The sequence below is a fragment of the Streptomyces sp. NPDC001514 genome, assembly GCF_053597075.1.
This window is the reverse complement of record NZ_JBSFHO010000027.1, coordinates 90,801-113,983: the sequence shown is the minus strand read 5'-3', so window position 1 is coordinate 113,983 and position 23,183 is coordinate 90,801. Positions and strand designations below refer to the sequence as shown.

The window sequence follows — 23,183 nt, the reverse complement described above, 5'->3', positions numbered from 1 at the left end:
CTCGCGCCTTTGGCTCACCATCGGCGCGAGCACGAACGTCGCAACCGCAGCCACAGGCCAAGGGACGGCCCGAAGCGCCGGCCTGTCCGCCGGCGAGACCTCGGCGCACCTGCCGACCCCACCGCTTCTACGTCGCGGGGGCCGGAAGAGTTCTGTCGAGCAGGTTCACGTCGCCCGTGGCTCCGTGGCCACTCAACCGACGCCTTCGCCCGACCGAACCGTGGCATTCAGGTCCTGGCGAACGCCGGGCTACGCCGGCGGTTGGCGCAGGCCGTGGTGGCTGTGACCGGAGACGCCCTGCGCGTAGGCCTACCCGCACCCGCACCACGTGCACGCGGCTGAGACAGACAGAACGACATGGACGGACACGCACAGAAAAGGGACGTGACTGACATGAACCGGAGCACGCGGAGCATTGGTGTCTTCTGCGGGGCACGCGGCAACGTCGGGCCCCACCACCTCGCACAGGCACGGGAGTTCGACGCCGCGCTCGCCTCGCGGGGAGCGACCCTGGTCTACGGAGGAGGCTCGACCGGTTCGATGGGTGCCGTGGCCACCAGCGCGTTCGCGGCCCGGGGCATCCGTCACCGGGGTGTGGCCTGCCCACCTCTGCGGCCATGAGCGCCCCGCCGAGCCGCCGGGGAAACTCTACGTGGTGTCCTCCATTGCACGAGCGCAAGGCGCTGATGTACCGGCTTTCGGACGCTTTCGCCGTCCTTCCGGGGGGATTCGGCACGTTCGACGAGCTGATGGAGGTGGCGACCACCAGCTTCCTTGTGAGACTCCCTAACGAGTCGGCCCCGCCGGACGCTCCAACGTCCGACAGGGCCTTGACCTCCAACCCTGAGAGAGGGCAGAGGACCATGAGCGAGGCTATCGGCCGCACGCCCCACGGCGGAAGCAGCCTGGGTATCCCCACGGGCCCGATTGAGTCGGCCCCGTGGACGACACTGCGTCATGAGGACTTCCCGGTGGCGCTGACGGAAGCGTTCGCGGGCATCGAGCTGGGCGCGTACGACCGGAAGATCATTGACTGGCTTGCCGGTTGGGACGGTCCGACCGTGGCGACGATCGCGTCTTTGGTGATCCGGGCGCGGAAGACGGGGGTGTGCGATGACGACCGCCGTCCGTAGGCGCTCGACCCGTGCGGCAGCGCGCCGTAGCTCCGCCCCGTTGCGGGCAGTCATCTCCGCCCGGGTCTCGCAGGCCCATCCCCGAACCGATGACCACCCACGACCAGGACCACGACGTCACTGCCGCCCGTGCAGCGCAGGCCGCATACCTCGAAGCGGCGCAGGAGGCCCGCTCGTCATACCGGCTGTCCGCCCTGGCCAAGGCCGAAGCGGTCGACGCCGCGTACACGACGTACCTCAAAGCGCTCCAAGGGGCGTGGGATCGGCTCCAAGCCCGCCGCCGGGCGCGCCTCGAATGGCTGGAGACCCAGGTACCGACCGGGCCCGGCATCCCCGCTGATGCCTCACGCGCGGACCGCGCACTCCTCATGGCCGCGTTCCGTGCCGCGTCCGACAAGGCCGCCGACACCGACCACGCAGGGCGTATCCGCCTGCTCCAAGAGGCCGAGCGGTTCGACGACGACGCCGGCCGCCGCGGTGCGCTCACCGCGATCGTCGACTTCTCCGAGCTGCACACGATCCACGACTGGGCGCGCGAGCACCTGACCACCGCCGGGTATCTCGATGAGGTCGCGAGCCTGCGCGAGGCGATCGCGGGCCGCTCGACGAGGCCGGATCACCGGCTCGCGGTGCAGGCGTTCGGCGCCGTACGAGCCCCGGAGGAAGTCCGGCAGCTTCCGCAGCTGCGTCGCCTGGCTGAGGCCGCGCATACTCAGGGCACAGGCACCACACCCCCGACGCTCCACCCCGGCCGCCTCGCCTGACATGGGTCGGCCCCCGGAGCAGGAGGGACTATTCCGGGGGCCAGGGAAGGCCGTCCGCCCCGCCGCCTGGGGGACGGGAAACAGGGCGGACGGCCGATGGAGGGGCCGCTACCGGCCCGTGGGGGCAGCCTCGAAGAGCTGGAACGCGGTCATCTCGAACGACGTGTGCCCGGTCAACCCCGCGTGCTTGAGGCACCACACCTGCGCGTCGTCCGGGTCGGCCGTGTCGACGCTCTTTGCGCCGCAGTTCCGGCATTCGGCATAGTGCCGCAGCCCGAGTTCCGCGTCCGCTGTCAGCGTCCACTCGGCGAACCGGAAGCGGCCCCGTGCCGTGCCGTTGCCCGCACTCATTCCGCGCTCCCTCCCGTCTCTGGGCGCAGTCCGGCCGGAGGGGCGCCGATAAGACCGACCGGCAAATGGATCACTTGAGGCGTCGGGTCGTGGGTCGGCCGTCCCAGCGGTAGCGGCTCGTTGCTCGGCGGATCAGCATGCGGAGCGTGACGAGGGTAGCGGCGAGGTAGAGGTAGAAGTCCACGGTGGTGCCGGTCTTCTCCGTGCAGCGCCGCAGCTTGCCGTAGTCGTTCATCCATGAGTGCGTGCGCTCGACCACCCAGCGCTTGCCGGCCTGGATCGGAGCCGGCACGCCCTTGCGTGCGATCTCGGCGGTGAATCCCAACTCTGCCATCAATGCACGGGACTTGACACTGTCGTAGCCGCGGTCGAGGTTGACGTTGACCGTCGTCGGCATCGCGCCGACCTGAGCTTTCGCCGCGTCCAGGGTGGGGCCGAGCAGGGGCGAGTCATGCCGGTTGGCACCGTCGGAGACGATCCCGAGCGGGACACCGCACGCGTCGGAGGCGACCGAGCGCTTCAGTCCCTGCTTGCCCCGGTCGACCGGGGAGCGCCCGGCCTTCTCGCCGCCGGACGGGGCCTTGGTGATGCAACCGTCCACGGAGATCTCGCTCAGCCCAAGGCCGATCATCCGGTCGTACGCCTCAAGCGCGAGGGCGTGCACCTTCTCGGATATCCCCAGTTCAGCCCACTCTCTGACACGTCGTCGGATCGTACGGTCAGAACATCCGGGAGTGGAGATGCGCTCGTATCCGGAGCCGTGGACCAGCGCGAGCACGATGTGCTCGAAGACCTTCCGGTCGGCGATCCGGCGGCGGTGACAGCCCAGCGGATGGTCCGCGACGAACTCTCCCCGGGCGGGCAGGAGAGCAGCGAACTGGTCCCAGAGGGGTTCAAGCAGGCAAGATGGCAGCGCGGGCACGGCCGTCCTTCGTGATCACTGAGCGTAGAGAACTCCATGATCACAGCGGCCGCCTATTGCCGGTCGGTCTAAGGCAGCGCGGGCACGTACACGCCGGGAACGCCAAGCCCACCGGGACCGTGTCCGGATCACCGACGACCGTCACTTCCGCCCGCTCACCGGTCACCGTCCCGTCCGGCGCCGCCTGGTACACCCGCATGGTCATCGTGTGCCCCCGCTTCGAGGCTCCGGGGCCGCTCACCGCTCGGCCCCAGCCCGGGGCCACACCGTGGCCGTGTACTCGTGGTAGTGCTGGCCGTCGTGCCCCTTGGCGAGCGTGCAGTTCCGCGTACTGCACCCCGGCATCGACTCCCAGCACACATGCAGACCGATCGGCTTCCCATCGTCCGTCATGCGCGGTTGCCACGCGATACGGTCCCCCGCGCTCACCGGCCTGTCCCCGCCTCATGCACCCGCAGCGGCTCGACATCGATGCCGTGCACCGCGAACAGCAGCGCACGCCGCCGCGCCGCCTGCAACCGCGCCTTCTGCCGCTGCTCCAAGGCGACCAGATACGGGCGCACCAGCGCTGTGTCCTCCCCGCGCAGCAGCGGGACATGGACGCGCGGCAGTCGCAGCGTCGGCGTGTCCGGGCCTACGACCGGCGGCCGGACGGCCCCCCGGTGACAGCCACGGGCAGGCAGTAAAAACCGCAACAGCAGTTCGAAGAAACGGGCGATACAGTCCATGTGTCTGCGCTCCTCAGCAGCGTGGACCACGCCCCGGGGCCGCGCGAACGGTCGCCGGGGTCTGTCGATGACAGAAACTCCATCGAACCGTTCGGGGGTAGACCTAGAGAGGAGCCGCACAGGGGGCCAGGGAGGGGCCACACTGAGGGTGAGAGGGGGCCAGCAGATGAGTGATGAACGGCGAGGGCAGTTCGGCGCGTACTTGGCGCGTCTGAGACGGGATGCCCACAAGAGTCAGCGGCAGCTCGCCGCGATGCTGTGCGCAGTCTCGGGCACACATTCCCTCACGCGGAATGAGGTCTCCCGATGGGAACGGGGAGGGCGCATCCCGGATTCCTGGCTCCCGTTCATCGCGGAAGTCCTGAACGTTCCCTTCGGGGAGCTCGAACTGGCCGCCGCGTACGCCCGGGGCGAGTCGGACGGACGGCCGTTCGGGGCCGCCGTGGTACTCGCTGAGCTAATTCCGCCGGGCGACTCGCTAGCGCCGCTTGCCACGCGGACGGGCCGCCGCATCGGCGGCGACGACGTGGCGAGCCTGGCCGCCCGCGTGCACGGCTTCCGGCTTGCTGACGACGTGCTTGCCGGGGGCGACCTCATGGCCCCCGTGTTCCGCGAACTCAAGGCAGCGATGCGGCTGTACAGAGAGAGCACGCACACGGAAGCAGTCGGCGCCGCGCTGCTGGCCCAGATTGGTGAACTGGCCCAGATCGCAGGTTGGATCGCCAGTGATGCCGGGCAGCACGAGCAGGCTGAACGTGCGTATCGCATTGGGATGGAAGCAGCGCGCCAGGCAGGTGACGGCCCCTTGGTCGCGAACCTCGCGGGAAGCCTCGCCTACCAGCTCAGCAACACCGGACAGCAGCGCGCGGGCCTTGAGCTCGCCAGTGCCGCATTGGCGCAAGCCGGACCGGATGCCCCGCCCAAGACGCGCGCTCTGTTCTTTGACCGCGTCGCGTGGGCCCACACATGCGCCGGAGAGGCACAACCCGCCATTCAGGCGCTCGGGCAGGCACACGATGCGTTGACAGAGGCCGGCGACAACGAGGCGCCTCAGTGGGCGTATTGGGTGAGCAGGGAAGAACTGGAGGTGATGGACGCCCGGGTCTTCACGGAGCTGCACCGCCCGTTACGGGCCGTTCCGCTGTTGACCGACGTCCTTAGTCGGTACGACGCCACCCACGCGCGCGAAGTGGCGCTGTATCGGTCATGGCTCGCCGTCGCCCTCGCCGACGCCAACGAACCGGAGCAGGCGGCCGAGGAAGCTCGACGCGTCGTGTCCGTGTCTGCGGACATGTCCAGCGACCGCACCGCCTCGCGCGCCCGTGTCGTACTCAGGCGGCTTCAGGACTTCGAGCAAGTGCCCGAGGTTCGCGACCTTCTTCACGATCACGGGCATCTGCTGAGCGCGTGAGGAAGTGGCTGACGCTCGGCGGGGGTACCGTCCGGCGCCGGTGGCCCGGTGACCAGCACAGATACGCCCCGATCGCCCGACTGGGATGCCCCTAACACTCCGTGACATGCCAGTGAGCCTGTCTCCTAAGTAAGTTGACAACCTGGAACAAGCTCGGACTCCACGCCAAGCCCGTCGTCCTGGGCAACACGAGCGGCTTCTCCAGCCGGTTCGTCGACCTCATCGACGAGATGGCCGACGAGGGCTTCCTCAGTGCCTCGGATCGCGCGATCGTCAGCGTCGCGGGCAGCGTCGAGGAGGCCCTCGACCGGCTCGTGCCGGCGGTCCCGGCCGCTGTCCGCGTGACCACCGAAGGATTCCGGCGAAGACCCGCCCACGGCACACCTAACCGCCGGGGTGGCACCTGAGATGCCAACACCCGTGGATTGTCACAACCTTGCGCCCGTTGGTGACATTCGAACGGTTGGCTCCGTGACGTCGTAGATCTCTGTGCAGGAGCACGAGCGCGGACGCTCGCCCTGTCGCGGCATGTCGGCTGCCCGGGGAACCGGTGGGCGGCGGCAGCGCCACCCGCCGACTCCGAGGCGGGACACGCCACTGGAATCCGACGCACTGGAGGACGATGTGAACGTACGTAAGCACAGGGGAAGGTGGGCGGCCGGTGTGCTCGGCGCGGTGTCGCTCGCGCTCCTGGGGGCGGGGACGGCGATCGCGACCGATCCCGTCGCCGAGTCAGACCAGTCCAAGATGACCTGGTACGACCTCGTGGGTGTCGGCGCCTGCGGTACGCCGGTCAACGCTGAGGTCGAGGACCTCGTGGCCGTGCCGCACGCCTGGTGGACGGCGGCCAACCCCAACGAGGACGACCTGTGCAAGGGCGTCTACGTCGAAGTCTCCTACAACGGGAAGACGATCACGGTTCCGGTCCGGGACAAGTGCCCGGCGGCGGAATGCGGTCCCGGGCACATCGACCTCAGCAAGTCCGCGTTCCAGAAGCTCGCGCCGCTGGAAGTGGGCGTGGTCAACGGCATCACGTGGAGGTTCGTCGGCAGCGGCGGCGAGGATGTACCGGGCCAGACACCCGAAACGCCCGAGACCGAGGCACCCGCGCCGGCCGAGACCGAGACGCCCGCGGCGGAAGAGACCGGGACGCCTGACGCTGCGGAGACCGTGGCACCCGAACCGGCCCCGACCGAGACGGTCGCGGCGGATGACGGGCCTGAGAGCGAGACGTACGAGATCCCCGTGACCGAGTCGTACGCGACGCCGGCTCCCCTCCCGTCGACGCAGGCGCCCACCCAGCCGGGCGAACCCGGCTGCGGCACCGCGCCCGGCTGGGACGCGGGGCGGTCGTACGTACCCGGCGAGAAGGTCACGCACGCGGGCAAGCGGTACACGGCCACGTTCTACTCCACCGGCGCCGCCCCGGGCGACCCCATCTCGTGGGCCGTCTGGGAGGTCGACGGAGCCTGCTGAACCCGGACCGCCCGCGCTCATCCGCTCCGCCCGCCGCCCGCCGCCCGGCGCCGTGTGCGCCGGGCAGCGGGTGTCCCCCGGGGCCCCTCCGGCCCCCGGCGCGCCCGCCTCGCACCGACCCCCAGGAGTCCACACCGTGCTGTCCCGCAGAAAGCTGCTCGGCGCGTCCGCCCTGACGCTCGCCGCCACCGCGCTCACCGCCCGCCCGGCCGCCCTCGCCGCCGAGACCGGCCCGACGCTCGAGATCGACCTCGTCAACAACACCGGCTCCGACACCGTCTTCGCGTACGTCAGCGGTCAGGCCCTGGACCGCGGCAACGCGTGGATGCTGCTGGGCTCGGACGGCCGTACGCCCTACTACCCCGACTCGCCCGGGTCCCCCGGAACACCGCTCGGCGCGGACTGCGCCATTCCGCTCGGCCCGTCAGGAGGCGGCCCCCGGCGGATCACCGTTCCCAGAATGGCGGGCGGCCGGATCTGGTTCTCGGTCGACGCCCCGCTCGACTTCCGGCTGAACCCCGGGCCGTCCCTCGTCGAGCCCTCGGCGGCCAACCCCTCGGATCCGAACGCCGGCATCCTGTGGTCGTTCGCCGAGTTCACGTTCAACGAAGCCGTCGTGTACGCGAACGTCTCCGCCGTGGACTTCGTGTCCGTACCGGTGGAGCTCCGCCTGAACACCCTGTCCGGCGCCGTCCAGCACGTACCCGGGCTGCGGCCCGGCGCCGTCGACGCCGTCGCGCAGGGACTGCTCGCGCAGAGAACCGCCGACGGCCTGCCCTGGGACCGGCTCGTGGTGTCATCCGGCGGGCGGAACCTGCGCGTCCTGAACCCGACCCAGGTCATCGCCACCGACCCGGGCTTCCTGGCCGGCTACTACGACGGCTACGTGGACCAGGTCTGGGGGACGTACGCCCAGACCGATCTGGTCGTCAACACCCAGGCGGAGTGGGGCGAGCTGCGGGGCAGGGTGTCGGGTGACCGGCTCGACTTCCCGGGCCACGGCTCCTTCGGGCGGCCGACCACCGCCGACATCTTCAGCTGCTCCACCGGACCGTTCGCCGTGACCACGCCCGCGATGGGCGCGCTGGCCGCCCGGATCAGCGCGGCGTTCAACCGCAGCACCCTGCTCGTCAACGACCACCAGCCGGAACGCGAGAACCCGGCCGCCTACTACACCACGTCCCCCACCAACCACTACGCGCGCCTGGCCCACGCACACAGCGGCGAGGGGCGCGGCTACGCCTTCCCGTACGACGATGTGACGCCGACCGGCGGCGCCGACCAGTCCGGCTTCGTCACCGCCGGGGACCCGGCCCTGCTCACCGTCTCCCTCGGCCCCGTCCAGGGGGGCGCGCCGGCCGCTCAGCCGGCCGGGCTGCCGACCGGCCAGTGGCAGTCGCTGCGCCTGACCAGTCCGGGGCTCACCGACCAGTACGTGCGCCACCGCGACGGCCTCGGCTTCACCGAGGTGATCGGCGCCGGCAGCGACAGCCTCCTGAAGGAGGACGCCACCTGGGCCATCGTCCCGGGGCTCGCGGGCAGCGGCTACTCCTTCGAGTCCCGCAACCACCCCGGCGAGTTCCTACGGCACCGGGGATACCGGGTCCGCCGCGAGCCGAACGACGGCAGCGGGGTCTTCCGGTCGGACGCGACCTGGAACGCCGTCGAGGCGTCCGGCGGCTTCCAGCTGCTCTCCTCGAACTACCCGGACCGCTGTCTGCGCCAGCGGTCCGCCGAACTCTGGCTCTCGTCGGCCGACGGGCCGCACGCCTGGGACGGCGGCAGCGCCTTCGGCGCCGACACCACATGGGCGGTCGCCCCGCCCTGGGCCGGCTGAGCGCACGCGCCGAAGCGGCGGCGCGGGCGTACCGCGCCGCCGCTTCGGCTTCGGCGGATCAGCTCGTGGAGAGGCTGGTCACGACGAGGTGGTCCGGGGTGCGCTGCGGCGGGACCTTGAGGACGAAGGCCTGGCGCAGGTCCGGGTAGGGTTCGTCCGGTCCGCCGCGGAAGTTGCGGGACATGTTCCAGAGTTCGGCGGCCCGGTAGGACGACAGGGAGCGGCCGGCCTCGACCTCCTCCAACTGGGCCTTCTTCAGGCCCAGTCGGACGGCCCACGCCTCGGATGCGGCCAGCTCTGCGGCGCGGCGGGCGGTCCACGCGCGGAACCCGTCCGGAGTGTCCTGGACCGAGGCGTCGACGAGGCCGAGGGACCTGGCCGTGGACGCGCTCATCGGCAGGGCTTCGGAGGTGAGCCGTTCGGCGGTCGCCTCGCCGACGCGGCGCGGCAGGATGTAGGTCCAGTACTCCGAGCCGTACAGGCCCATCAGGCGGTAGTGGGGGTTGAGGACGGCGGACTCGCGGCACCAGACCTCGTCGGCGGCCAGGGCCAGCATCAGGCCGCCGGCCGCCGCGTTGCCGGGCAGGGCGGCTACGGTGAGCCGGTCGGTGGTGGTCAGGACGGCCTCGACCAGGTCGTCCATGGCGTTGATGTTGTCCCAGGACTCGGCCGCCGGATCGGCCGCGGCCTGGATCACGCCGAGGTGGATGCCGTTGGAGAAGACGTCCCGGTCCGGGCCGAGCACGAGCACCGAGGTCGGCCTGGTGCAGGCGGCGCGGTAGGCGGCGAGGAGCCGTCGGCACTGACCCGTGCTCATGGCGCCGCCCGGGAAGGAGAACTCCAGGAAGCCGACCGGGCCTTCCTCGCGGTAGCGGATCTGCGTGTACGTGTCGCGGCCCGCGGCCTGCGCCGGGGACACCGGTACCTCGGGGACGTCGGCCAGGTGTTCGCCGAGGACGTCCGCCGCCGGGAGCTTCCAGGCCGGCGGCGAGCCCTTCGTACGGCGGCGGCGCAGTTCGGGGATCCATACGGCGCCGTCGGTGGTGGCACGGCAGATCGCTCCGTCGCGGGTGGCCAGGATCCGTCCCGGGGGGCCACCGCGCAGTTCGTCCTCAAGGTGGCCGCCGTGCAGGTAGTACGCGGTGCCGTGGACCTCGTCGAGGACGCCGGGCCGGGAGTCCGCCGCGCGCAGCTTGCGCAGGACGGTGGCGGTGTCGTCGGTGTCCCAGTCGATGCGGCGGTACTGCTGGTCGTGGTAGGGGCGCAGCCGGCCGTGGACCTCCGGGGCGGAGGGGTCGAGCGGTACGGGGGTCCAGCTCCGGTCGGCGAATCGTTCCACCGCGAGCAGCACCGCCTCCACCGCCGCGTCCGCGACCTCGCCGCGGTAGAGGTCGCTCTTCGAGACGCCGGGCGGAACCTGGAACGGTACCGAGGCCCACACATCGCCGGCATCCATCTCGGCCGCCGCCTGGAGCACGGTGACGCCCCACTCGGGCGCATCGTCGTGCAGTGCCCAGTCGAGGGAGGAGGGGCCCCGGTCGCCGAGTGGGCCGGGATGGACGATCAGAACGGGCCGGGTGGACCAGATGTCCTCCGGCACGGGGGTGGTGAGCATAGGGGCGATGACCAGGTCGGGCCGGGTACGGTCGAGCCCTTCGCGCAGCGCGTCGTCGCTGAGCGCGAGTTGCAGGCCGACGGTATGGCCGAGGTCCCGCAGGACGGTGTGGATACGCTGGGTCAGACTGTTGAAGGCACCGGAGATCAGCAGAATGCGCAAGGGGGACCCTCCGTCGACAAACCATGAGAGCGGGGCTTTTTGCCTCGCCTACGGATGGGACGGCGCTGAGGTTCGGCCGGATTCCATCGCTCCCGTCGCCTGGTGTGCGGCCGGGTGGTGTGAGGGGTGCACGGCCGTCCCGGGAACGGGTCGTGGCGCTCGTCGCAGTCCGTCCGGCTGAGCGCCGCACTGGTGGATGTCGGGGATTCCGTCGGTGTTCTCGTCGCGGTTCTCCTCCTCGTACAGGCGCTTGTAGGCGCGGTTGCGGCGGCGCAGGAGGACGGCGGCGAGGGCGGCCGCGGTGAGGGAGCCGAGGAGGACGGCGGCCTTGACGTGTTCGGTCAGGGTGGCGTCGGTGAAGGAGAGTTCGCCGAGCAGCAGGGCGACGGTGAAACCGATGCCCGCGAGGACGGCGAGGCCGAAGACGTCGGCCCAGGCGAGGTCGGGGTTGAGCGACGCCCTGGGCGGCAGCGACGGGGAATCGCTGGTGCAGGGTGTCGATGACCTGGTCCATCTGCCGCTCGATCGCGTCGGCGTCGGGCTGCTCGAACACCGCCCGCAGCAAGGTCATCACCCCGCTGACCGCGGACTTCGGAACGAGCGGCGCCAGGTTTCGGGCGTAGTGCGTGCGGCATCGCTGCCACGACGAGCCGGGCAGCGTGGCTCCGATCGCGTCGACCAGGCCCTGATGCGCGTCTGAGATGACCAGCTTCACGCCGGACAGGCCGCGGGCGACCATCGAGCGGAAGAAGGCGAGCCAGCCGGCACTGTCCTCACTGGTCACCGCGTCCAGACCGATGACCTCGCGGCGGCCCTCGCTGTTCACGCCGACCGCGACCAGGCAGGCGATGTTCACCACCCTGCCCTCCTCGCGGACCTTCATGGTCAGCGCGTCCGCCCACACGAACACATACGGTCCCGCGTCCAGCGGCCGGTTGCGCCACGCGTCGAGCTGGACGTCCAAGTGATGGACGAGAGCGGAGACTTGGGACTTCGACAGCTGTGCGACTCCGAGGTCCTTCGCGATCCCTTCGACCCGGCGGGTGCTCACGCCACGCACGTAGCACGTCGCGATCACCGACATCAGGGCCTGCTCGGACCGGCGGCGGCGTTCCAGCAGCCACTCGGGAAAGTAAGAGCCCTGCCTGCTCTTCCGCACGCTCGACCAGGCCTACGGCGGCGGCCACGCCCGCCAGGCCCTCGTGCGCTACCTGGAGCACGAGGCGGGCTGCGACACCCAGGTACGGGGGAAGGGGTGGAGGCGTGCGCGCATCCGCACGTCCTCGTCCGGGTCCTCCCTCAGCTCGGTGACCAGGTCCGGTCCCAGGTCGGGCCGGGCCAGGCGGCCCGGCAACCCCGGGTCGTCGTACAGGTGTTGTCGTTCAGCGCAGGGGCCGCCACAGGGCCTGCCCTGAGCAACGCCTGAGCCGGCTGGTCCTGCTCAAGAGCCGCAATCACCTGCTCACCGCGTCGAACCGGCCTGGGACGAGTTCCTGTCCCACGTCGATACCTTCCTGGCCGAGTGACCTCAGCGGCCGGCCGGCCACTGGCGGGCTGCCGGGCCCGGGCGAGGGCCCTCGCGTGTTTCGGTCGGGGTCCGCGCGGCAGCCGACCCGATGGGTGTGGTGCCGACAGTCGGTGACTTGGCGCGCGCACCGCCCGCTCGACTCGCACAGGGAACGACTTTCAGTCCGTTCCAGCACGCTTTGCGGCGTGTTCCAGAAGGCCGTGATCATACATTTCCCATGCATGGGTGGGCGCCACGGGGCAGCAGCAGCTCAAACCAGATGCTCTTGCCGACCGGGGTCCGCTGGCTTCCCCAGGCGTTGGTCAGCGCGTCGAGCAGCACCAGGCCGCGGCCGCTCTCAGCTTCGTCGCCCGCCGCTCTGGGCTGCGGTATCTTCGGGCTGGCGTCCTCGACATCACACCGCAGAGCGGTCGGGTACCGACGGAGACTGAGCCGAATCGGGCCAGGAGCGTGACGCACTGCGTTGGTGACCATCTCGCTGATCAGTAGCTGTGCCGTGTCGATCAGACCGTCCAGGCCCCACTCGGCCAGTTGTCCGGCCGCAAGTCGCCGCGCCTGCGCTGCCGAGAGATGCTCAGGGCAGAGCGGCCAGGAGGCGGCCGACTCGGGGGCCGCGCCAGGTTCGAGGGCGGGATGTGCAGTGCGCATGGTGCGCTCGTTCCCTTGTGACTGTACGAGGTGTTCCCTCAGTCTGCGTGTGACGGTCCGGTCGCGACGCTGGGACGCGGGGGTCGTGCAGGACCCTTCCCCCGCAGCCTCTGAGGCAACTGGCGCCGATTCAGCCGGTCAGATAGCGCAGGGGGTTTGCGACGAGGATGGTGTCGATGTCCTGTTCACTCAGCCCTCGCTCGCGTAGGGCAGGTATGACGTCTTCGCTGATGTGGCGGTAGTTCCACTTGGGGAGCATGACCCGCTTGGCTTCTGGATCACAGAAGTCTATGAAGCAGGAAGCATCATGGGAGATCACGATGCTTTCGACGAAACCCCGGCGCACGAGTTCGGCGACCACGTCGAGGCGCCGGGCGAGCGGCAGGAACGGGTCGAGGCCGAACCTGTCCATGCCGAGCAAAGAACCTCGTTCCGCAAGCCGGGTGAGGTAGTCGAGGTCGTCGGAGTCCCCGGAGTGACCGACGATCACCTTGGACAGATCGACGCCTTCCTGCTCCAGCACAGCTTGCGCCGTCAGGCCGGTTTGGCTCGCCGCGTGCGTGTGCACGGTGATCGGGGCTCCGGTCTCGACGCTCGCCTGCGCCACCGCCCGCATCGTGCGTTCGACTCCTGGTGTCAGTCCTGGCTCGTCGATGGCGCACTTGAGGAATGCGGCGCGGACGCCGGTGTCGGCGATACCGGAAGTGATGTCTTTGACAAAGAGCTCGGTCAGAAGCTCGGGCCTGTCGAACATGAGCCCTGGGCCCTGGTAGTGGAACTGGTGCGGGATGTCGTTGAAGGTGTAGAGCCCGGTCGCGACGACGATGTTGAGGTCGACCTGTTCCGCGATCCGCTGGATGCGCGGGATGTAGCGTCCCAGACCGAGCACCGTCGGGTCGAGGATGGTGTCGATCCCCAGGTTCTTGAGCTCGCGCAGGTCGCGGACCGCTTCACCGACCTTCTGCTCCTCGTCCCAGTCCGCCTGGTAGTTGTTGCGGAACTCCTCACCGAGGACGAAGACATGCTCGTGGACGAGTGTCCTGCCAAGATTCTCGGGGCGGATCGGGCCGGCTGCTGTGTGTATCTCTGTCGTCATGAGGTCATCCTTGTCGGTTACGTGACACCACCCGGGGCTTGGCCGGAGCGGGTGGCGCGGCCCGTGGTTTCTCTGAGAACGGGTGACAGCCCGCTCTCCAGTTCTCGATCAGCAGCCGGCTGTCCTGGCGCGGCCTGTGCAGCATGCCGACCGAGGTTCGATCCCTCGTGGCATGCGCGGGCTGAGACTCAGCGCCGCGTCCCCAGGAAGTCCAGTACCTTCGGGATGACGAAGTCCGGTCGTTCCAGCAGGGGGCTGTGTCCGACGGCCGGTACCATCACCAGTTCCGAGTCGGGAAGCCCGTGGGCGAGTTCCTCGGCCCAGGGCCGCGGCCGCACCGGGCACTCCTCACCACTGATGATCAATGCCGGGACTCGCACATCGCGCAGCAGGCCCGTGGCGTCGCCCCGCAAAGCGACACCGACCATGGCCGGCCTCAGCGTGGACGGAAGCTGAGCCAGTCGATCGGTCCAGTGCGCAACCGTCTCCTTCATCTGGTTCGAGGCACGAGTCGACTCTCCGAACATCACCTGCACGAGGAACTCGAGCCGTTCTCCCGTGAAGCCGTTCCTGGTGACGTCGTCGATCCACGTCATGTAGGCGTCGACCGCTTCAGCCGGTTCAGACCGTACCGAAGATCCGATGAACACCACTGACTTCACAAGGTCAGGACGGTACGCAGCGAGCCGGGCCCCGACGTCTCCACCCATGGAGGACATCACCAGGTGGGCCTGGGTGACACCGAGTCGATCCAGCAGCGCCGCGATGTCGCCGGCGCACTGCTCCATCGTGACCACGTCGACGTCCGTCCCAGCGCTTCGGCCCTGGCCGCGGAAGTCCGGGCGGATCAGCCGGTACGAGCCGGTCGCCGCCTCGACGAGGCCGTCGAACATCCGGTTGTCGAGGAAGAGCGAATGGAGACAGACGACCGGGTCCAGCGACGCCTCGCCGGTGTCGTCAACATGCAGAGAGGTTCCAGCCACCTGGACGGTGTCAGCTGTACTCATGGTGCCGCTTCTTTCTGCGTCGATCAGTCGCTGTTGCGGTGGGCCGATGGGCCACATTGCCGGCCCGTCGTGGACCGGGGGATGGGCGTTGAGGGACACGTTCAGGACGTGGCCCGGTACGCGACGAGGTCGAGTGGTGCCGATACCTGCGGGCCCGGGTTCCCGCTGGTTCTCAGGCGGCCGGGACCAAGGTCGGAACTGGCACCTCTTGCGACGGCACTCACGCTGCTGATCGCTTGGGGCCACGAACTCTGCTGTATGGCGGGTGGTTTTCACCACGCGGCTATCAGAGTATGGTCACCACTCTCAGCATGTCAATATTTGCCATCCTCTTCAAATATTGAAATCCAGCGTGGTGAGGAGAGCAGCCATGGGACGGCCGGTGATCTCGGGTGAGGAGCTGCGTGCGCTGCGGGACGAATGGGCCACGCACTGGACAGGGTTCTTCGAGCTGGGCGGCGGGGAAGCGCCGCCCGCCCTGCCGCGTGTCATCCGCGACAGCTGGCGTCGCACGATGACGTCCGCCGCGCCGCTGACAACGACTGCGGCGCACCTGCCGGCCAGGAGTGACGAGGGCTTCGTCCTGTCCGAGGCGGCACGGCATTTGGCACCCGGCATCCGTGAGCTGTCGAACGAGTCCGGCTACCTGATCGCGATCGCGGACTCGACGGCCACATTGATCCATACCTCGGCAGGCCGGGAGATGCTCAGACGGGCCGAGCGTGTGAACGCAGTGCCTGAGAGCGCTTGGGCGGAGCATGTGATGGGGACGAATGCCCTGGATCTCGCACTCCGCACCGGGCGTCCCGCCCGAGTGTTCGCAACCCAGCATGCTGCTCAACAGCTCCACGACTGGACCTGCTGGGCGGTACCCATTCGAACCCGGAACACGGGTGCCTTGTGCGGGGTTGTCAACATCGCCGCCCCATGGACTCACTCCGCACCCATGGGTACGGCACTGGCGCGCAGCGTCGCGCTCATGGCAGAGGACGCCGTGGACAGGCTGGGGTTCCCAGACTGCCGGGAACCGCAACGGCTGTCCGTACGCCTGCTCGGCCCTCCCCGGGTCGCTCTGCGAGGAGTGCCCGTTCACCTCTCACCGCGGCAGACGGAGATCGTTGCCATCCTCGCGATGAGGCCCGGCGGTTCCTCGTTCGATGAGCTGCACACGCACCTGTATGGCGACCGGCGCGTTGCCGCCACGACGTTGCGAGTCGAGCTGTCGAAGCTGCGGGCAATCCTCGGAGAGAACCTGCTGGTCAGCCGCCCCTACCGTTTGAACGCCGAGATCGATCTCGACCTGTCTCGGGCCCTCGCGCACCTGGCGGCGGGAGACACTCGTCAGGTCCTTGATCTGTTCTATGGAGAACCGCTGCCCGGGTCGACCTCGCCGTATCTCCAAGAGGTCTGCACCCATGTATGCGTCTCACTTCGCAACCGTCTGCTGCTCTCGGGGTGCGTCGGCGATGCCCTCCGGTATGCCGAGATCTTCCCCTGGGACGACGAGGTCCTTCGCACCGCGATAGACCGCGCTCCGCAAGAGGATCCGAGCGTCCCCCTGCTGCTGGGGCGCCTGGCGGCCTCGGCCTCCCCTGCGCCAACACTTCGCCAACATCTCGGACGTACGGTCGGCGCCCAAGACGGCACTGTGCTGCCGTGGTAAGGAGACGAGGATGTCAGAAACGCTGGCAGCCAACCGGCGGACGCCTTTCCTGTCCAAGCCCGTCAGGCTGCTCATCGATGGGGAGTTTGTCGACGCCGCGGACGGACGCACCTTCACGACCGTGGATCCAGGGACTGCCGAGCCCCTTGCTGATGTCGCGGAGGCGTCGGCACAGGATGTGGACCGCGCCGTTGCGGCCGCACGCCGGGCACTCGATGGCCCCTGGTCACGTCTGTCGCCCAGCGAGCGTGGCCGCATGATCCATCGGATAGGCGATCTGCTGATCGAGCATGCCGAGGAGTTCGCTCAGCTGGAAAGCCTCGACAACGGCAAGCCCTACAGCGCCGCGCTCGGCGTCGAGGTGCCGTTGGCCGCGGACATGTTCCACTACATGGCCGGCGCGGCCACACGCCTGCGAGGCGCCACGGTGACACCGTCCGTGCCCTACATGCCGGGCAAGGAGTTTCACGCCTACACCGTGCGTGAGCCTGTCGGAGTCGTCGGGCAGATCATTCCCTGGAACGTTCCCCTCCTGATGGCCGCATGGAAGCTCGCACCCGCACTCGCGGCCGGGAACACCGTGGTGCTGAAGCCGGCGGAGCAGACTCCCCTGTCCGCGCTCCGCCTGGGCGAACTGCTCCTCGAAGCCGGGCTTCCCGCAGGGGTCGTCAACATCGTGCCGGGCTTCGGTGAGACGGCCGGCGTCCACCTGGCCCAGCACCCGGGCATCGACAAGATCGCTTTCACGGGCTCGACCGAGGTCGGCAAGGAGATCGTCCGCGCCTCAGCCGGCAACCTGAAGAGGGTCTCGCTGGAGCTCGGAGGGAAGTCACCGAACATCATCTTCTCCGATGCCGACATCGACGCCGCCATCGAGGGCGCCGCCCTGGGCGCCTTCTACAACCAGGGGGAGGTGTGCTCGGCGGGATCCCGGCTGTACGTGCAGGAGGCGCAGTTCGACCGGGTCGTCGAGGCACTGGCCTCGTACGCCTCCGGCATCAAGGTGGGATACGGGCTGCATGCCGAATCCCAGATGGGACCTCTCGTCTCGAAGGAGCACCAGGACCGCGTCGGCAGGTACCTGGAGCTGAGTGATGACTGCGGCGGAGAGGTACTCGCCGGCGGGAAGCTGATGGAGGGCCCGGGCTTCTTCGTGCAGCCCAGCGTGATCGCACGGCCGAACGCGGACCACCGGCTGGTTCGTGAGGAGATATTCGGTCCGGTCGTGACCGCTCTGCCCTTCGATGACATCGACGACCTTGCCGAGCAGGCCAATGACACCGTCTACGGCCTCGCGGCCGGCATCTGGACGAACGACATCTCCAAGGCCCACCGCCTCGCGCGGCGTCTCAAGGCCGGCACCGTGCACGTCAACACCTACCACGTCTTCGCAGCGGAGACGCCCTTCGGCGGCTACAAGCAGAGCGGCTGGGGAAGGGAGAAGGGCGATGAGGTGCTCGAGCAGTACCTCGAGACGAAGTCGGTGATAGTCGGGCTCTGAGCGGCCTCGAACCTCGAGGAGCCGCCTGCAGCTGTGTAGGGACGTGTACGGCTGCGCACCCATCGGGCGCGCGGCCGCCCTACACGTACCCCTCGTGTCAGCTGCTGATGAGTTCGGTCGCCTGACGGGCGGCGTCGAGCACTTCGTGGACCCGCTCCGAGTGTGCGCTGCTCATCCTGGACGTCGGGGCCACGATGCCGACGGCGCCGTACACCTTCCCGTCTTTGTCGAACACGGGTGAGCCGATGGCGGAGATGCCCAGCTTCGTCTCCTGCGCGTCCACCGCCCAGCCCTGACTGCGGATCACTTCGAATTCCCGTTCCAGCGCGGCGAGCAGGTCTTCCTGTTGCGCTTTCGTGTACTCGCCCAGGTCCTTGAGCACCATCTCGCGCTGCCGCTCGGAATCCAGATGTGCAAGTACGGCCTTGCCCGCCGCCCGTATGTACTCTCTGCCCGTCAGCCCGACGTACAGGCCGCTGACCCGCAGGGGCTGCGATCCCTCGACGAGCACCTTGAGGATCACCCGGTTGCTGGACTCCAGGGTCGAGAAGAAGGCAGTCTCATCGGATTTCCGCGCGAGGTCGGTCACGAGCGCGGACAGCTTCTCGCTGACGTTGAAGCTGCGCCGGTACTGATTGAACAAGGCACCGACGCTCGGGCCGAGGGTGAGCGTCAGGTCGGGGCGTCGTTCGAGATATCCACGGCCGATCAGCGTGCGCATGAGGTGGTAGCAGGTCGTGATGTTCAAGCCCAGCTCGGACGCGACCTGCTGAACCGTCGGCGGGGATTCGCGTCCTGCCACGCACTCGAGGAAATTCAACGCACGCTCCACGGTCTGGAGCGGCGGCTGCCTGCTTGACCTCTTGTTCACATTCTGAAACTAGCACGCGGGGACCGCGCGTCACGAGCAGCCCTCGACGGGTCGCCCGACGATGCCTTCCCGAACCCGCGGGTGGGGGCGGGCCGGGCCGCAGACCCGGTCCCGCCGAGACTTCAGCGGTCGGCACCGCCAAGGATTTCAATAGTTGACATGGATTTCATAGTGTGAAAACATGGTCGTGATAACGAGGAGGAAGATCATGAGTGACACGGTTGCCGACGTACTCGCCGGCGCATTGGCCCGGCACGGCGTGACGTCGATCTTCGGTCAGAGCAACCCGACCGCCTTCATGCTGGCGGCCGAGCGGATCGGCATCCGCCAGGTCCTGTACCGCACGGAGAACGCCGCAGGTGTGATGGCTGACGGGTTCGCCCGGGTCGGCGGGCGGATCGCCGTCGTCGCCGCCCAGAACGGGCCGGCTGCCACGCTGATGGTGCCGCCCATGGCGGAGGCCCAGAAGGTCTCCATCCCGATGCTGGTTCTGGTGCAGGAGGTACCGGCTTCAGCCCGGGACCGGAACGCGTTTCAGGAGATGGACCACTTCGCGCTCTTCGCCGGGGTTTCGAAATGGACGCGCCGAGTCGACGACCCCTCGCGCGTAGAGGACAACGTCGACATGGCCATCACTGTCGCGAACAGCGGCAGGCCGGGGCCTGTCGTGCTGCTGCTACCGAAGGACGTCCTGCAGGCGCCGGCAGCGCCCGCCCGCTTCCCCCGCGGACGTGACCTGGGCGCTTTTCCGCTCGACCGTCCGCGGCCTGAGGCCGCGGCAGTTTCACAGGCGGCTCGTCTCATCGCGGAGGCTCGCTCACCCCTGGTAGTCGCAGGTGGCGGGGTGCACCTTTCCGGGGCGGTGGAGGAACTGACCGCGCTTCAGCGCGTAGCGCACCTGCCCGTCGTGACGACGAACATGGGGAAGGGGGCTGTGAGTGAGCTGGACGCCCTGTCGCTGGGCGTGGCAGCGAATGTGACGGGTCAGCGAGGCCCGGCGCACCACCACCTGTCCCTTCTCCAGGAGGCCGACGTCGTTCTGCTGGTCGGTACGCGGACCAACGAGAACGGAACGGAAGGGTGGACTCTCACCTCCCCTGACGCAACGTACATCCACATCGACATGGACCCACTGGAGGTCGGCCGCAACTACGAAGCGCTGCGGCTCGTCGGTGACGCACGGTCGGCCCTTCGCGACCTGACCGACGCCTTGGAGGCATGCGACCTCACACAGCGTCAGAACGCTGCCGAGACGCTCCGCCGGCGCATCGCTGATGGGCGGCAACGCCGGACGGAGGAGATCCAGGCGACGGTGTCCTTCGACGCTCGTCCCATCGCCACCGAAAGGCTGCTGAGGGAGCTGGACGCGGCGCTCACTCCGGACGACATCGTCGTCGCGGACGCGAGCTACTCCTCGTTCTGGGTGGCGAGCTACCTCACCGCCAAGCGGGCCGGTCAGCGGTTCATCCTGCCCCGTGGTCTGGCAGGGCTGGGGTGGGGTCTGCCCCTGGGACTCGGGGCCAAGCTGGCAACTCCCGACGCACGCGTGGTCGCCATCGTCGGGGACGGCGGATTCGCTCACGTGTGGTCGGAACTGGAGACAGCCATCCGCGAGGACCTCCCCCTGACCGTGATCGTGCTCAACAACCAGGTTCTCGGCGCGCAGCGGCACGTGGAGTTGCTGCTCTTCGGGCAGACGACCTCAGGCGTTGACTTCCAGCCCGTCGATCACGCCGCGATCGCGCGGGCGGTCGGGGCCGTCGGAACCCGGATCACCAGCCCCGACCAACTGGAGCCCGCACTCAAGGATGCTCTGGCCTCCACGACGGTGACCGTCCTGGACGTGGTGGTCGACCCGGACTCCTATCCTCCGCTGCGTGCCTGGGACGGGAACACGGACCGCATCACCCCCGGACCCCAGGCCGGACAGGACACCCCTACCTCGCCCAACGCTGCGAAGGGATGAGGGAGACGTGACATCGACAGACCACCAAGCCAAGGCGTCACACTGGCCGAGCATCGGAACAATCTCCGATTGCGACTACACGATCGGAGACGCTCTTCGCAGGGCCGCGGCCCGCTGGCCTTCTCGGACCGCACTCGTTGAGGGCATCGCCGGTCCTGACGCACGCACGTGGACCTACGCTGAGCTTCTTGATCACTCGGAGGCGGTGGCGTATGCCCTGCTGGCGCACTTCCACCCCGGCGAACGGGTTGCCGTGTGGTCGGCCAACTCCCCAGAGTGGGTCCTGTTGGAGCTGGGAGCGGCGCTGGCCGGCATCACCCTCGTGACCGTCAACCCCGCCTATCGATCTGCTGAACTCGAGTTCGTCCTCCGGCAGTCGCGGGCACAGGGCATATTCGTCCAAGCGCAGGTCAACTCACGCAACTTGCCGGCGATAGCGCGGGAAGTCGCCGAGAAGCTGCCCGAGCTCAGACCGGTCCAGTCCTTGGGCGAGTGGGTCGAGGGTGTTTCCCGATCTGCGGCCGTCACCACCCCTCTGCCGAACGTCCGCCCTACGGATCCGGCCCAGATTCAGTACACCTCGGGGACGACCGGCTTCCCCAAAGGCGCCGTGCTGCCTCACCGAGCACTTGCTGTGAACGGCCGTCTCTACGCGGAGACGATCGGAGCGACGCCCAAGGACGTGTGGGTCAACCCGATGCCGCTGTTCCACACGGCCGGCTGCGGGCTCGTCACGCTGGGCGCCTTGCAGACGGGCGGCGTCCACGTCCTGCCGGCCAAGTTCGACGCCGATCTCATGCTGGACCTCTTCGAGCACCACCACGGGACCATCCTGCTGTCAGTGCCCACCATGCTCATCCGGATGCTCGACGCTCAGCGTGCGGCAGCGCGCGACCTCAGCTCATGGCGGCTCGCGACGCTGGGAGGCGCGCCTGTCCCGGTCGAGCTCATTCGACGCGCACGAAACGACTTCAGTGTCGACGTGGGGATCGGCTACGGACAGACCGAAGCGGCGCCCTACATCACCCACACCGTCCCCAGCGATACCCATCCGGATTGGTCGGAGACAGTCGGACGTCCACTGCCACATGTGGAAGTGAAGATCGCCGACCAGGACAGCGGAGAGCCGGTACCCCTCGGTGAGCTAGGCGAGATCTGCACGCGGAGCATGTGCGTGATGAGCGGCTACTTCGAGAACCCGAAGGCCACCGACGCAGCCATCGACAAGAACGGCTGGCTGCACACCGGAGACCTGGGAAGCATGGATGCGGCGGGATACGTACGCATCAAGGGCCGAGTCAAGGACATGATCATTCGCGGCGGCGAGAACATCTACCCCCGCGAGATCGAGGATTTTCTGTTCACTCACGACTCAGTCGCCGATGTGTCCGTCGTAGGGCTGCCCCACAGCGAGTGGGGCGAGATCGTGGCTGCGTTCGTCCGGGTCCGACAGGGTGCAACCCTGACGCAGGACGACCTCATCAGCCACTGCACCGGCCGGATCGCCAGCTACAAGATTCCGCAGGTCTGGGAATTCGTCACCGAGTTTCCGCAGACCGCGTCGGGGAAAATTCAGAAGTTTGCGCTTCGCGACGACTACCTCAGCCGCATCGGCCAAGTGCCTCAGCCGGACAACATGGATCGGAGGGAAGCGTGACCTCCCTGAAGGACAAAACGCTCTTCATCACCGGCGGGAGCCGTGGCATTGGCCGCGCCATTGCGCTCAGGGCTGCTGCGGACGGCGCCAACGTCGTCATAGCAGCCAAGACGGCCGAACCGCATCCCACGCTTCCCGGGACCATCCACACGGTCGCGGCTGAGATCGAGGAGGCAGGAGGGCGCGCATTCCCCCTTGCACTCGATGTACGCGAGGAGAACCAGGTCGCGGAGGCCGTCGCATCGGCAGCACACCACTTCGGCGGCATCGACGTGCTGGTGAACAACGCAAGTGCTGTGTTCCTGGCGCGGGCCGAGGACACACCGCTCAAGCGGTTCGATCTGATGTTTGACATCAATGTGCGGGGGACGCTCGCCGCCTCGCAGGCCTGCATCCCGTACCTCAGGAATTCCGACAACGGACACATCCTGACCCTGTCGCCGCCCATCGATCTGCGGCCCAGCTGGTTCACCGACCGAACCGCCTACACCATGTCGAAATACGCGATGAGCATGACGGTACTGGGCTTGGCCGAAGAACTGCGAGCCAGCACCGTGGCCGTCAACGCTCTGTGGCCGAAGACGATGATCTTCACGGCCGCTTCCGCGATCTTCGGTCTCGGCCCAGCCGGCTGCCGCTCGACCGACATCATGGCCGATGCGGCTCACGCCGTCCTCACCCGTCCCAGCGCCCAGTGCACCGGCAACTTCTTCCTCGATGAGGAAGTCCTTCGCCAGGAGGGTGCCACCGACGCTGACCTCGCGAGGTACGAACTCGTTCCCGGCACGCCACCCGAGATCGATCTCTTCGTGACACCCGCCTGAAGTGGCCGGCCCCGTCGGCTCTC

21 protein-coding genes and 2 pseudogenes are annotated in these 23,183 nt (G+C 68.5%); 12 read left to right on the top strand and 11 right to left on the bottom strand.

The annotated features are described in order from the left end of the window. The first annotated feature begins 393 nt into the window (after positions 1–393). The 3 genes from ACWCXB_RS25735 to ACWCXB_RS25725 all read left to right on the top strand — a co-directional run bounded on the left by ACWCXB_RS25735 (position 394) and on the right by ACWCXB_RS25725 (position 1,897). Positions 394–621: a hypothetical protein gene (locus tag ACWCXB_RS25735; RefSeq protein ID WP_450725917.1), complete on the top strand. Its 228-nt coding sequence runs from the start codon at positions 394–396 to the stop codon at positions 619–621. Next, positions 618–1,133: an LOG family protein gene (locus ACWCXB_RS25730; RefSeq protein WP_450725916.1), complete on the top strand. Its 516-nt coding sequence runs from the start codon at positions 618–620 to the stop codon at positions 1,131–1,133. The genes ACWCXB_RS25735 and ACWCXB_RS25730 overlap by 4 nt, the downstream gene beginning before the upstream one ends. Positions 1,134–1,222: 89 nt before the next feature. Continuing rightward, on the top strand, positions 1,223–1,897 hold the full coding sequence (locus tag ACWCXB_RS25725; RefSeq protein ID WP_450725914.1) for a hypothetical protein: 675 nt from the start codon (positions 1,223–1,225) through the stop codon (positions 1,895–1,897). 108 nt (positions 1,898–2,005) lie between these two features. On the opposite strand, the gene ACWCXB_RS25720 is transcribed toward ACWCXB_RS25725, so the two are convergent. The 4 genes from ACWCXB_RS25720 to ACWCXB_RS25705 all read right to left on the bottom strand — a co-directional run bounded on the left by ACWCXB_RS25720 (position 2,006) and on the right by ACWCXB_RS25705 (position 3,898). Then, positions 2,006–2,248, bottom strand: a complete 243-nt coding sequence (locus ACWCXB_RS25720) for a DUF7848 domain-containing protein (RefSeq protein WP_450725912.1) — start codon at positions 2,246–2,248, stop codon at positions 2,006–2,008. Positions 2,249–2,318: 70 nt separating this feature from the next. Further along, on the bottom strand, positions 2,319–3,170 hold the full coding sequence (locus tag ACWCXB_RS25715; protein WP_450725911.1) for an IS5 family transposase: 852 nt from the start codon (positions 3,168–3,170) through the stop codon (positions 2,319–2,321). A 237-nt stretch (positions 3,171–3,407) separates the two neighbouring features. Then, positions 3,408–3,563: a hypothetical protein gene (locus tag ACWCXB_RS25710; protein WP_450725909.1), complete on the bottom strand. Its 156-nt coding sequence runs from the start codon at positions 3,561–3,563 to the stop codon at positions 3,408–3,410. Positions 3,564–3,595: 32 nt separating this feature from the next. Beyond that, positions 3,596–3,898 carry a hypothetical protein gene (locus ACWCXB_RS25705; RefSeq protein ID WP_450725908.1) on the bottom strand — a complete coding sequence of 101 codons (303 nt, stop codon included), beginning with the start codon at positions 3,896–3,898 and terminating at the stop codon, positions 3,596–3,598. Between the two features lie 166 nt (positions 3,899–4,064). Between ACWCXB_RS25705 and ACWCXB_RS25700 the strand changes: the two genes are divergently transcribed. The 4 genes from ACWCXB_RS25700 to ACWCXB_RS25685 all read left to right on the top strand — a co-directional run bounded on the left by ACWCXB_RS25700 (position 4,065) and on the right by ACWCXB_RS25685 (position 8,622). Next, positions 4,065–5,309 (top strand): helix-turn-helix domain-containing protein, encoded by a 1,245-nt coding sequence (locus ACWCXB_RS25700; protein WP_450725906.1) that lies wholly within the window; start codon positions 4,065–4,067, stop codon positions 5,307–5,309. A gap of 134 nt (positions 5,310–5,443) precedes the next feature. Continuing rightward, a complete protein-coding gene (locus ACWCXB_RS25695; RefSeq protein ID WP_450725904.1) occupies positions 5,444–5,716 on the top strand; it encodes an LOG family protein in 273 nt (90 codons plus the stop codon). A gap of 217 nt (positions 5,717–5,933) precedes the next feature. Then, the gene (locus ACWCXB_RS25690) at positions 5,934–6,785 is read left to right on the top strand and encodes a cysteine/serine endopeptidase inhibitor (RefSeq protein WP_450725903.1); all 852 of its coding nucleotides are present in this window, start codon (positions 5,934–5,936) and stop codon (positions 6,783–6,785) included. 136 nt (positions 6,786–6,921) lie between these two features. Then, a complete protein-coding gene (locus tag ACWCXB_RS25685; RefSeq protein ID WP_450725901.1) occupies positions 6,922–8,622 on the top strand; it encodes a beta-1,3-glucanase family protein in 1,701 nt (566 codons plus the stop codon). 58 nt (positions 8,623–8,680) lie between these two features. Here ACWCXB_RS25685 and ACWCXB_RS25680 read toward each other — a convergent pair whose 3' ends face one another. From ACWCXB_RS25680 to ACWCXB_RS25655, 6 genes and pseudogenes are all read right to left on the bottom strand, one after another. Next, positions 8,681–10,399, bottom strand: coding sequence for a hydrogenase maturation protein (locus ACWCXB_RS25680; protein WP_450725900.1), 1,719 nt, complete (start codon positions 10,397–10,399; stop codon positions 8,681–8,683). 48 nt (positions 10,400–10,447) lie between these two features. Continuing rightward, a pseudogene (locus ACWCXB_RS25675) lies at positions 10,448–10,861 on the bottom strand (Na+/H+ antiporter NhaA); the annotation flags it as partial. Positions 10,862–10,865: 4 nt separating this feature from the next. Continuing rightward, a pseudogene (locus tag ACWCXB_RS25670) lies at positions 10,866–11,561 on the bottom strand (IS256 family transposase); the annotation flags it as partial. Positions 11,562–12,131: 570 nt separating this feature from the next. Further along, positions 12,132–12,575, bottom strand: a complete 444-nt coding sequence (locus ACWCXB_RS25665; RefSeq protein ID WP_450725899.1) for an ATP-binding protein — start codon at positions 12,573–12,575, stop codon at positions 12,132–12,134. A 130-nt stretch (positions 12,576–12,705) separates the two neighbouring features. Beyond that, positions 12,706–13,671 carry a phosphotriesterase family protein gene (locus ACWCXB_RS25660; protein WP_450725897.1) on the bottom strand — a complete coding sequence of 322 codons (966 nt, stop codon included), beginning with the start codon at positions 13,669–13,671 and terminating at the stop codon, positions 12,706–12,708. A 188-nt stretch (positions 13,672–13,859) separates the two neighbouring features. Then, positions 13,860–14,678, bottom strand: a complete 819-nt coding sequence (locus ACWCXB_RS25655) for an alpha/beta fold hydrolase (RefSeq protein WP_450725896.1) — start codon at positions 14,676–14,678, stop codon at positions 13,860–13,862. A 370-nt stretch (positions 14,679–15,048) separates the two neighbouring features. Between ACWCXB_RS25655 and ACWCXB_RS25650 the strand changes: the two genes are divergently transcribed. Together ACWCXB_RS25650 and ACWCXB_RS25645 are read left to right on the top strand one after the other, a co-directional pair. Continuing rightward, entirely contained in the window at positions 15,049–16,341 is a 1,293-nt protein-coding gene (locus tag ACWCXB_RS25650) for a hypothetical protein (RefSeq protein ID WP_450725894.1), read from the top strand. Positions 16,342–16,351: 10 nt separating this feature from the next. Further along, positions 16,352–17,842, top strand: a complete 1,491-nt coding sequence (locus ACWCXB_RS25645; protein WP_450725893.1) for an aldehyde dehydrogenase family protein — start codon at positions 16,352–16,354, stop codon at positions 17,840–17,842. Positions 17,843–17,939: 97 nt separating this feature from the next. Here the strand turns inward: ACWCXB_RS25645 and ACWCXB_RS25640 are convergent, their stop codons facing one another. Then, on the bottom strand, positions 17,940–18,674 hold the full coding sequence (locus ACWCXB_RS25640) for an IclR family transcriptional regulator (protein WP_450725891.1): 735 nt from the start codon (positions 18,672–18,674) through the stop codon (positions 17,940–17,942). A gap of 247 nt (positions 18,675–18,921) precedes the next feature. On the opposite strand from ACWCXB_RS25640, the gene ACWCXB_RS25635 reads away from it, so the two are divergent. Genes ACWCXB_RS25635 through ACWCXB_RS25625 form a run of 3 tightly spaced genes read left to right on the top strand, consistent with a single transcriptional unit; the run spans position 18,922 to position 23,160 of the window. Beyond that, a complete protein-coding gene (locus ACWCXB_RS25635; protein ID WP_450725890.1) occupies positions 18,922–20,679 on the top strand; it encodes an acetolactate synthase catalytic subunit in 1,758 nt (585 codons plus the stop codon). Between the two features lie 7 nt (positions 20,680–20,686). Next, positions 20,687–22,336 (top strand): AMP-binding protein, encoded by a 1,650-nt coding sequence (locus tag ACWCXB_RS25630; RefSeq protein ID WP_450725889.1) that lies wholly within the window; start codon positions 20,687–20,689, stop codon positions 22,334–22,336. Beyond that, positions 22,333–23,160, top strand: coding sequence for an SDR family oxidoreductase (locus ACWCXB_RS25625; RefSeq protein ID WP_450725888.1), 828 nt, complete (start codon positions 22,333–22,335; stop codon positions 23,158–23,160). The genes ACWCXB_RS25630 and ACWCXB_RS25625 overlap by 4 nt, the downstream gene beginning before the upstream one ends. The last annotated feature ends 23 nt before the right edge of the window (positions 23,161–23,183 follow it).

Coding starts and splice junctions, on each gene's coding strand:
- ACWCXB_RS25735 (WP_450725917.1), top strand. CDS start 394: ATGAACCGGAGCACGCGGAGCATTGGTGTCTTCTGCGGGGCACGCGGC.
- ACWCXB_RS25730 (WP_450725916.1), top strand. CDS start 618: ATGAGCGCCCCGCCGAGCCGCCGGGGAAACTCTACGTGGTGTCCTCCA.
- ACWCXB_RS25725 (WP_450725914.1), top strand. CDS start 1,223: ATGACCACCCACGACCAGGACCACGACGTCACTGCCGCCCGTGCAGCG.
- ACWCXB_RS25720 (WP_450725912.1), bottom strand. CDS start 2,248: ATGAGTGCGGGCAACGGCACGGCACGGGGCCGCTTCCGGTTCGCCGAG.
- ACWCXB_RS25710 (WP_450725909.1), bottom strand. CDS start 3,563: ATGACGGACGATGGGAAGCCGATCGGTCTGCATGTGTGCTGGGAGTCG.
- ACWCXB_RS25705 (WP_450725908.1), bottom strand. CDS start 3,898: ATGGACTGTATCGCCCGTTTCTTCGAACTGCTGTTGCGGTTTTTACTG.
- ACWCXB_RS25700 (WP_450725906.1), top strand. CDS start 4,065: ATGAGTGATGAACGGCGAGGGCAGTTCGGCGCGTACTTGGCGCGTCTG.
- ACWCXB_RS25665 (WP_450725899.1), bottom strand. CDS start 12,575: ATGCGCACTGCACATCCCGCCCTCGAACCTGGCGCGGCCCCCGAGTCG.
- ACWCXB_RS25660 (WP_450725897.1), bottom strand. CDS start 13,671: ATGACGACAGAGATACACACAGCAGCCGGCCCGATCCGCCCCGAGAAT.
- ACWCXB_RS25655 (WP_450725896.1), bottom strand. CDS start 14,678: ATGAGTACAGCTGACACCGTCCAGGTGGCTGGAACCTCTCTGCATGTT.
- ACWCXB_RS25650 (WP_450725894.1), top strand. CDS start 15,049: ATGGGACGGCCGGTGATCTCGGGTGAGGAGCTGCGTGCGCTGCGGGAC.
- ACWCXB_RS25645 (WP_450725893.1), top strand. CDS start 16,352: ATGTCAGAAACGCTGGCAGCCAACCGGCGGACGCCTTTCCTGTCCAAG.
- ACWCXB_RS25635 (WP_450725890.1), top strand. CDS start 18,922: ATGAGTGACACGGTTGCCGACGTACTCGCCGGCGCATTGGCCCGGCAC.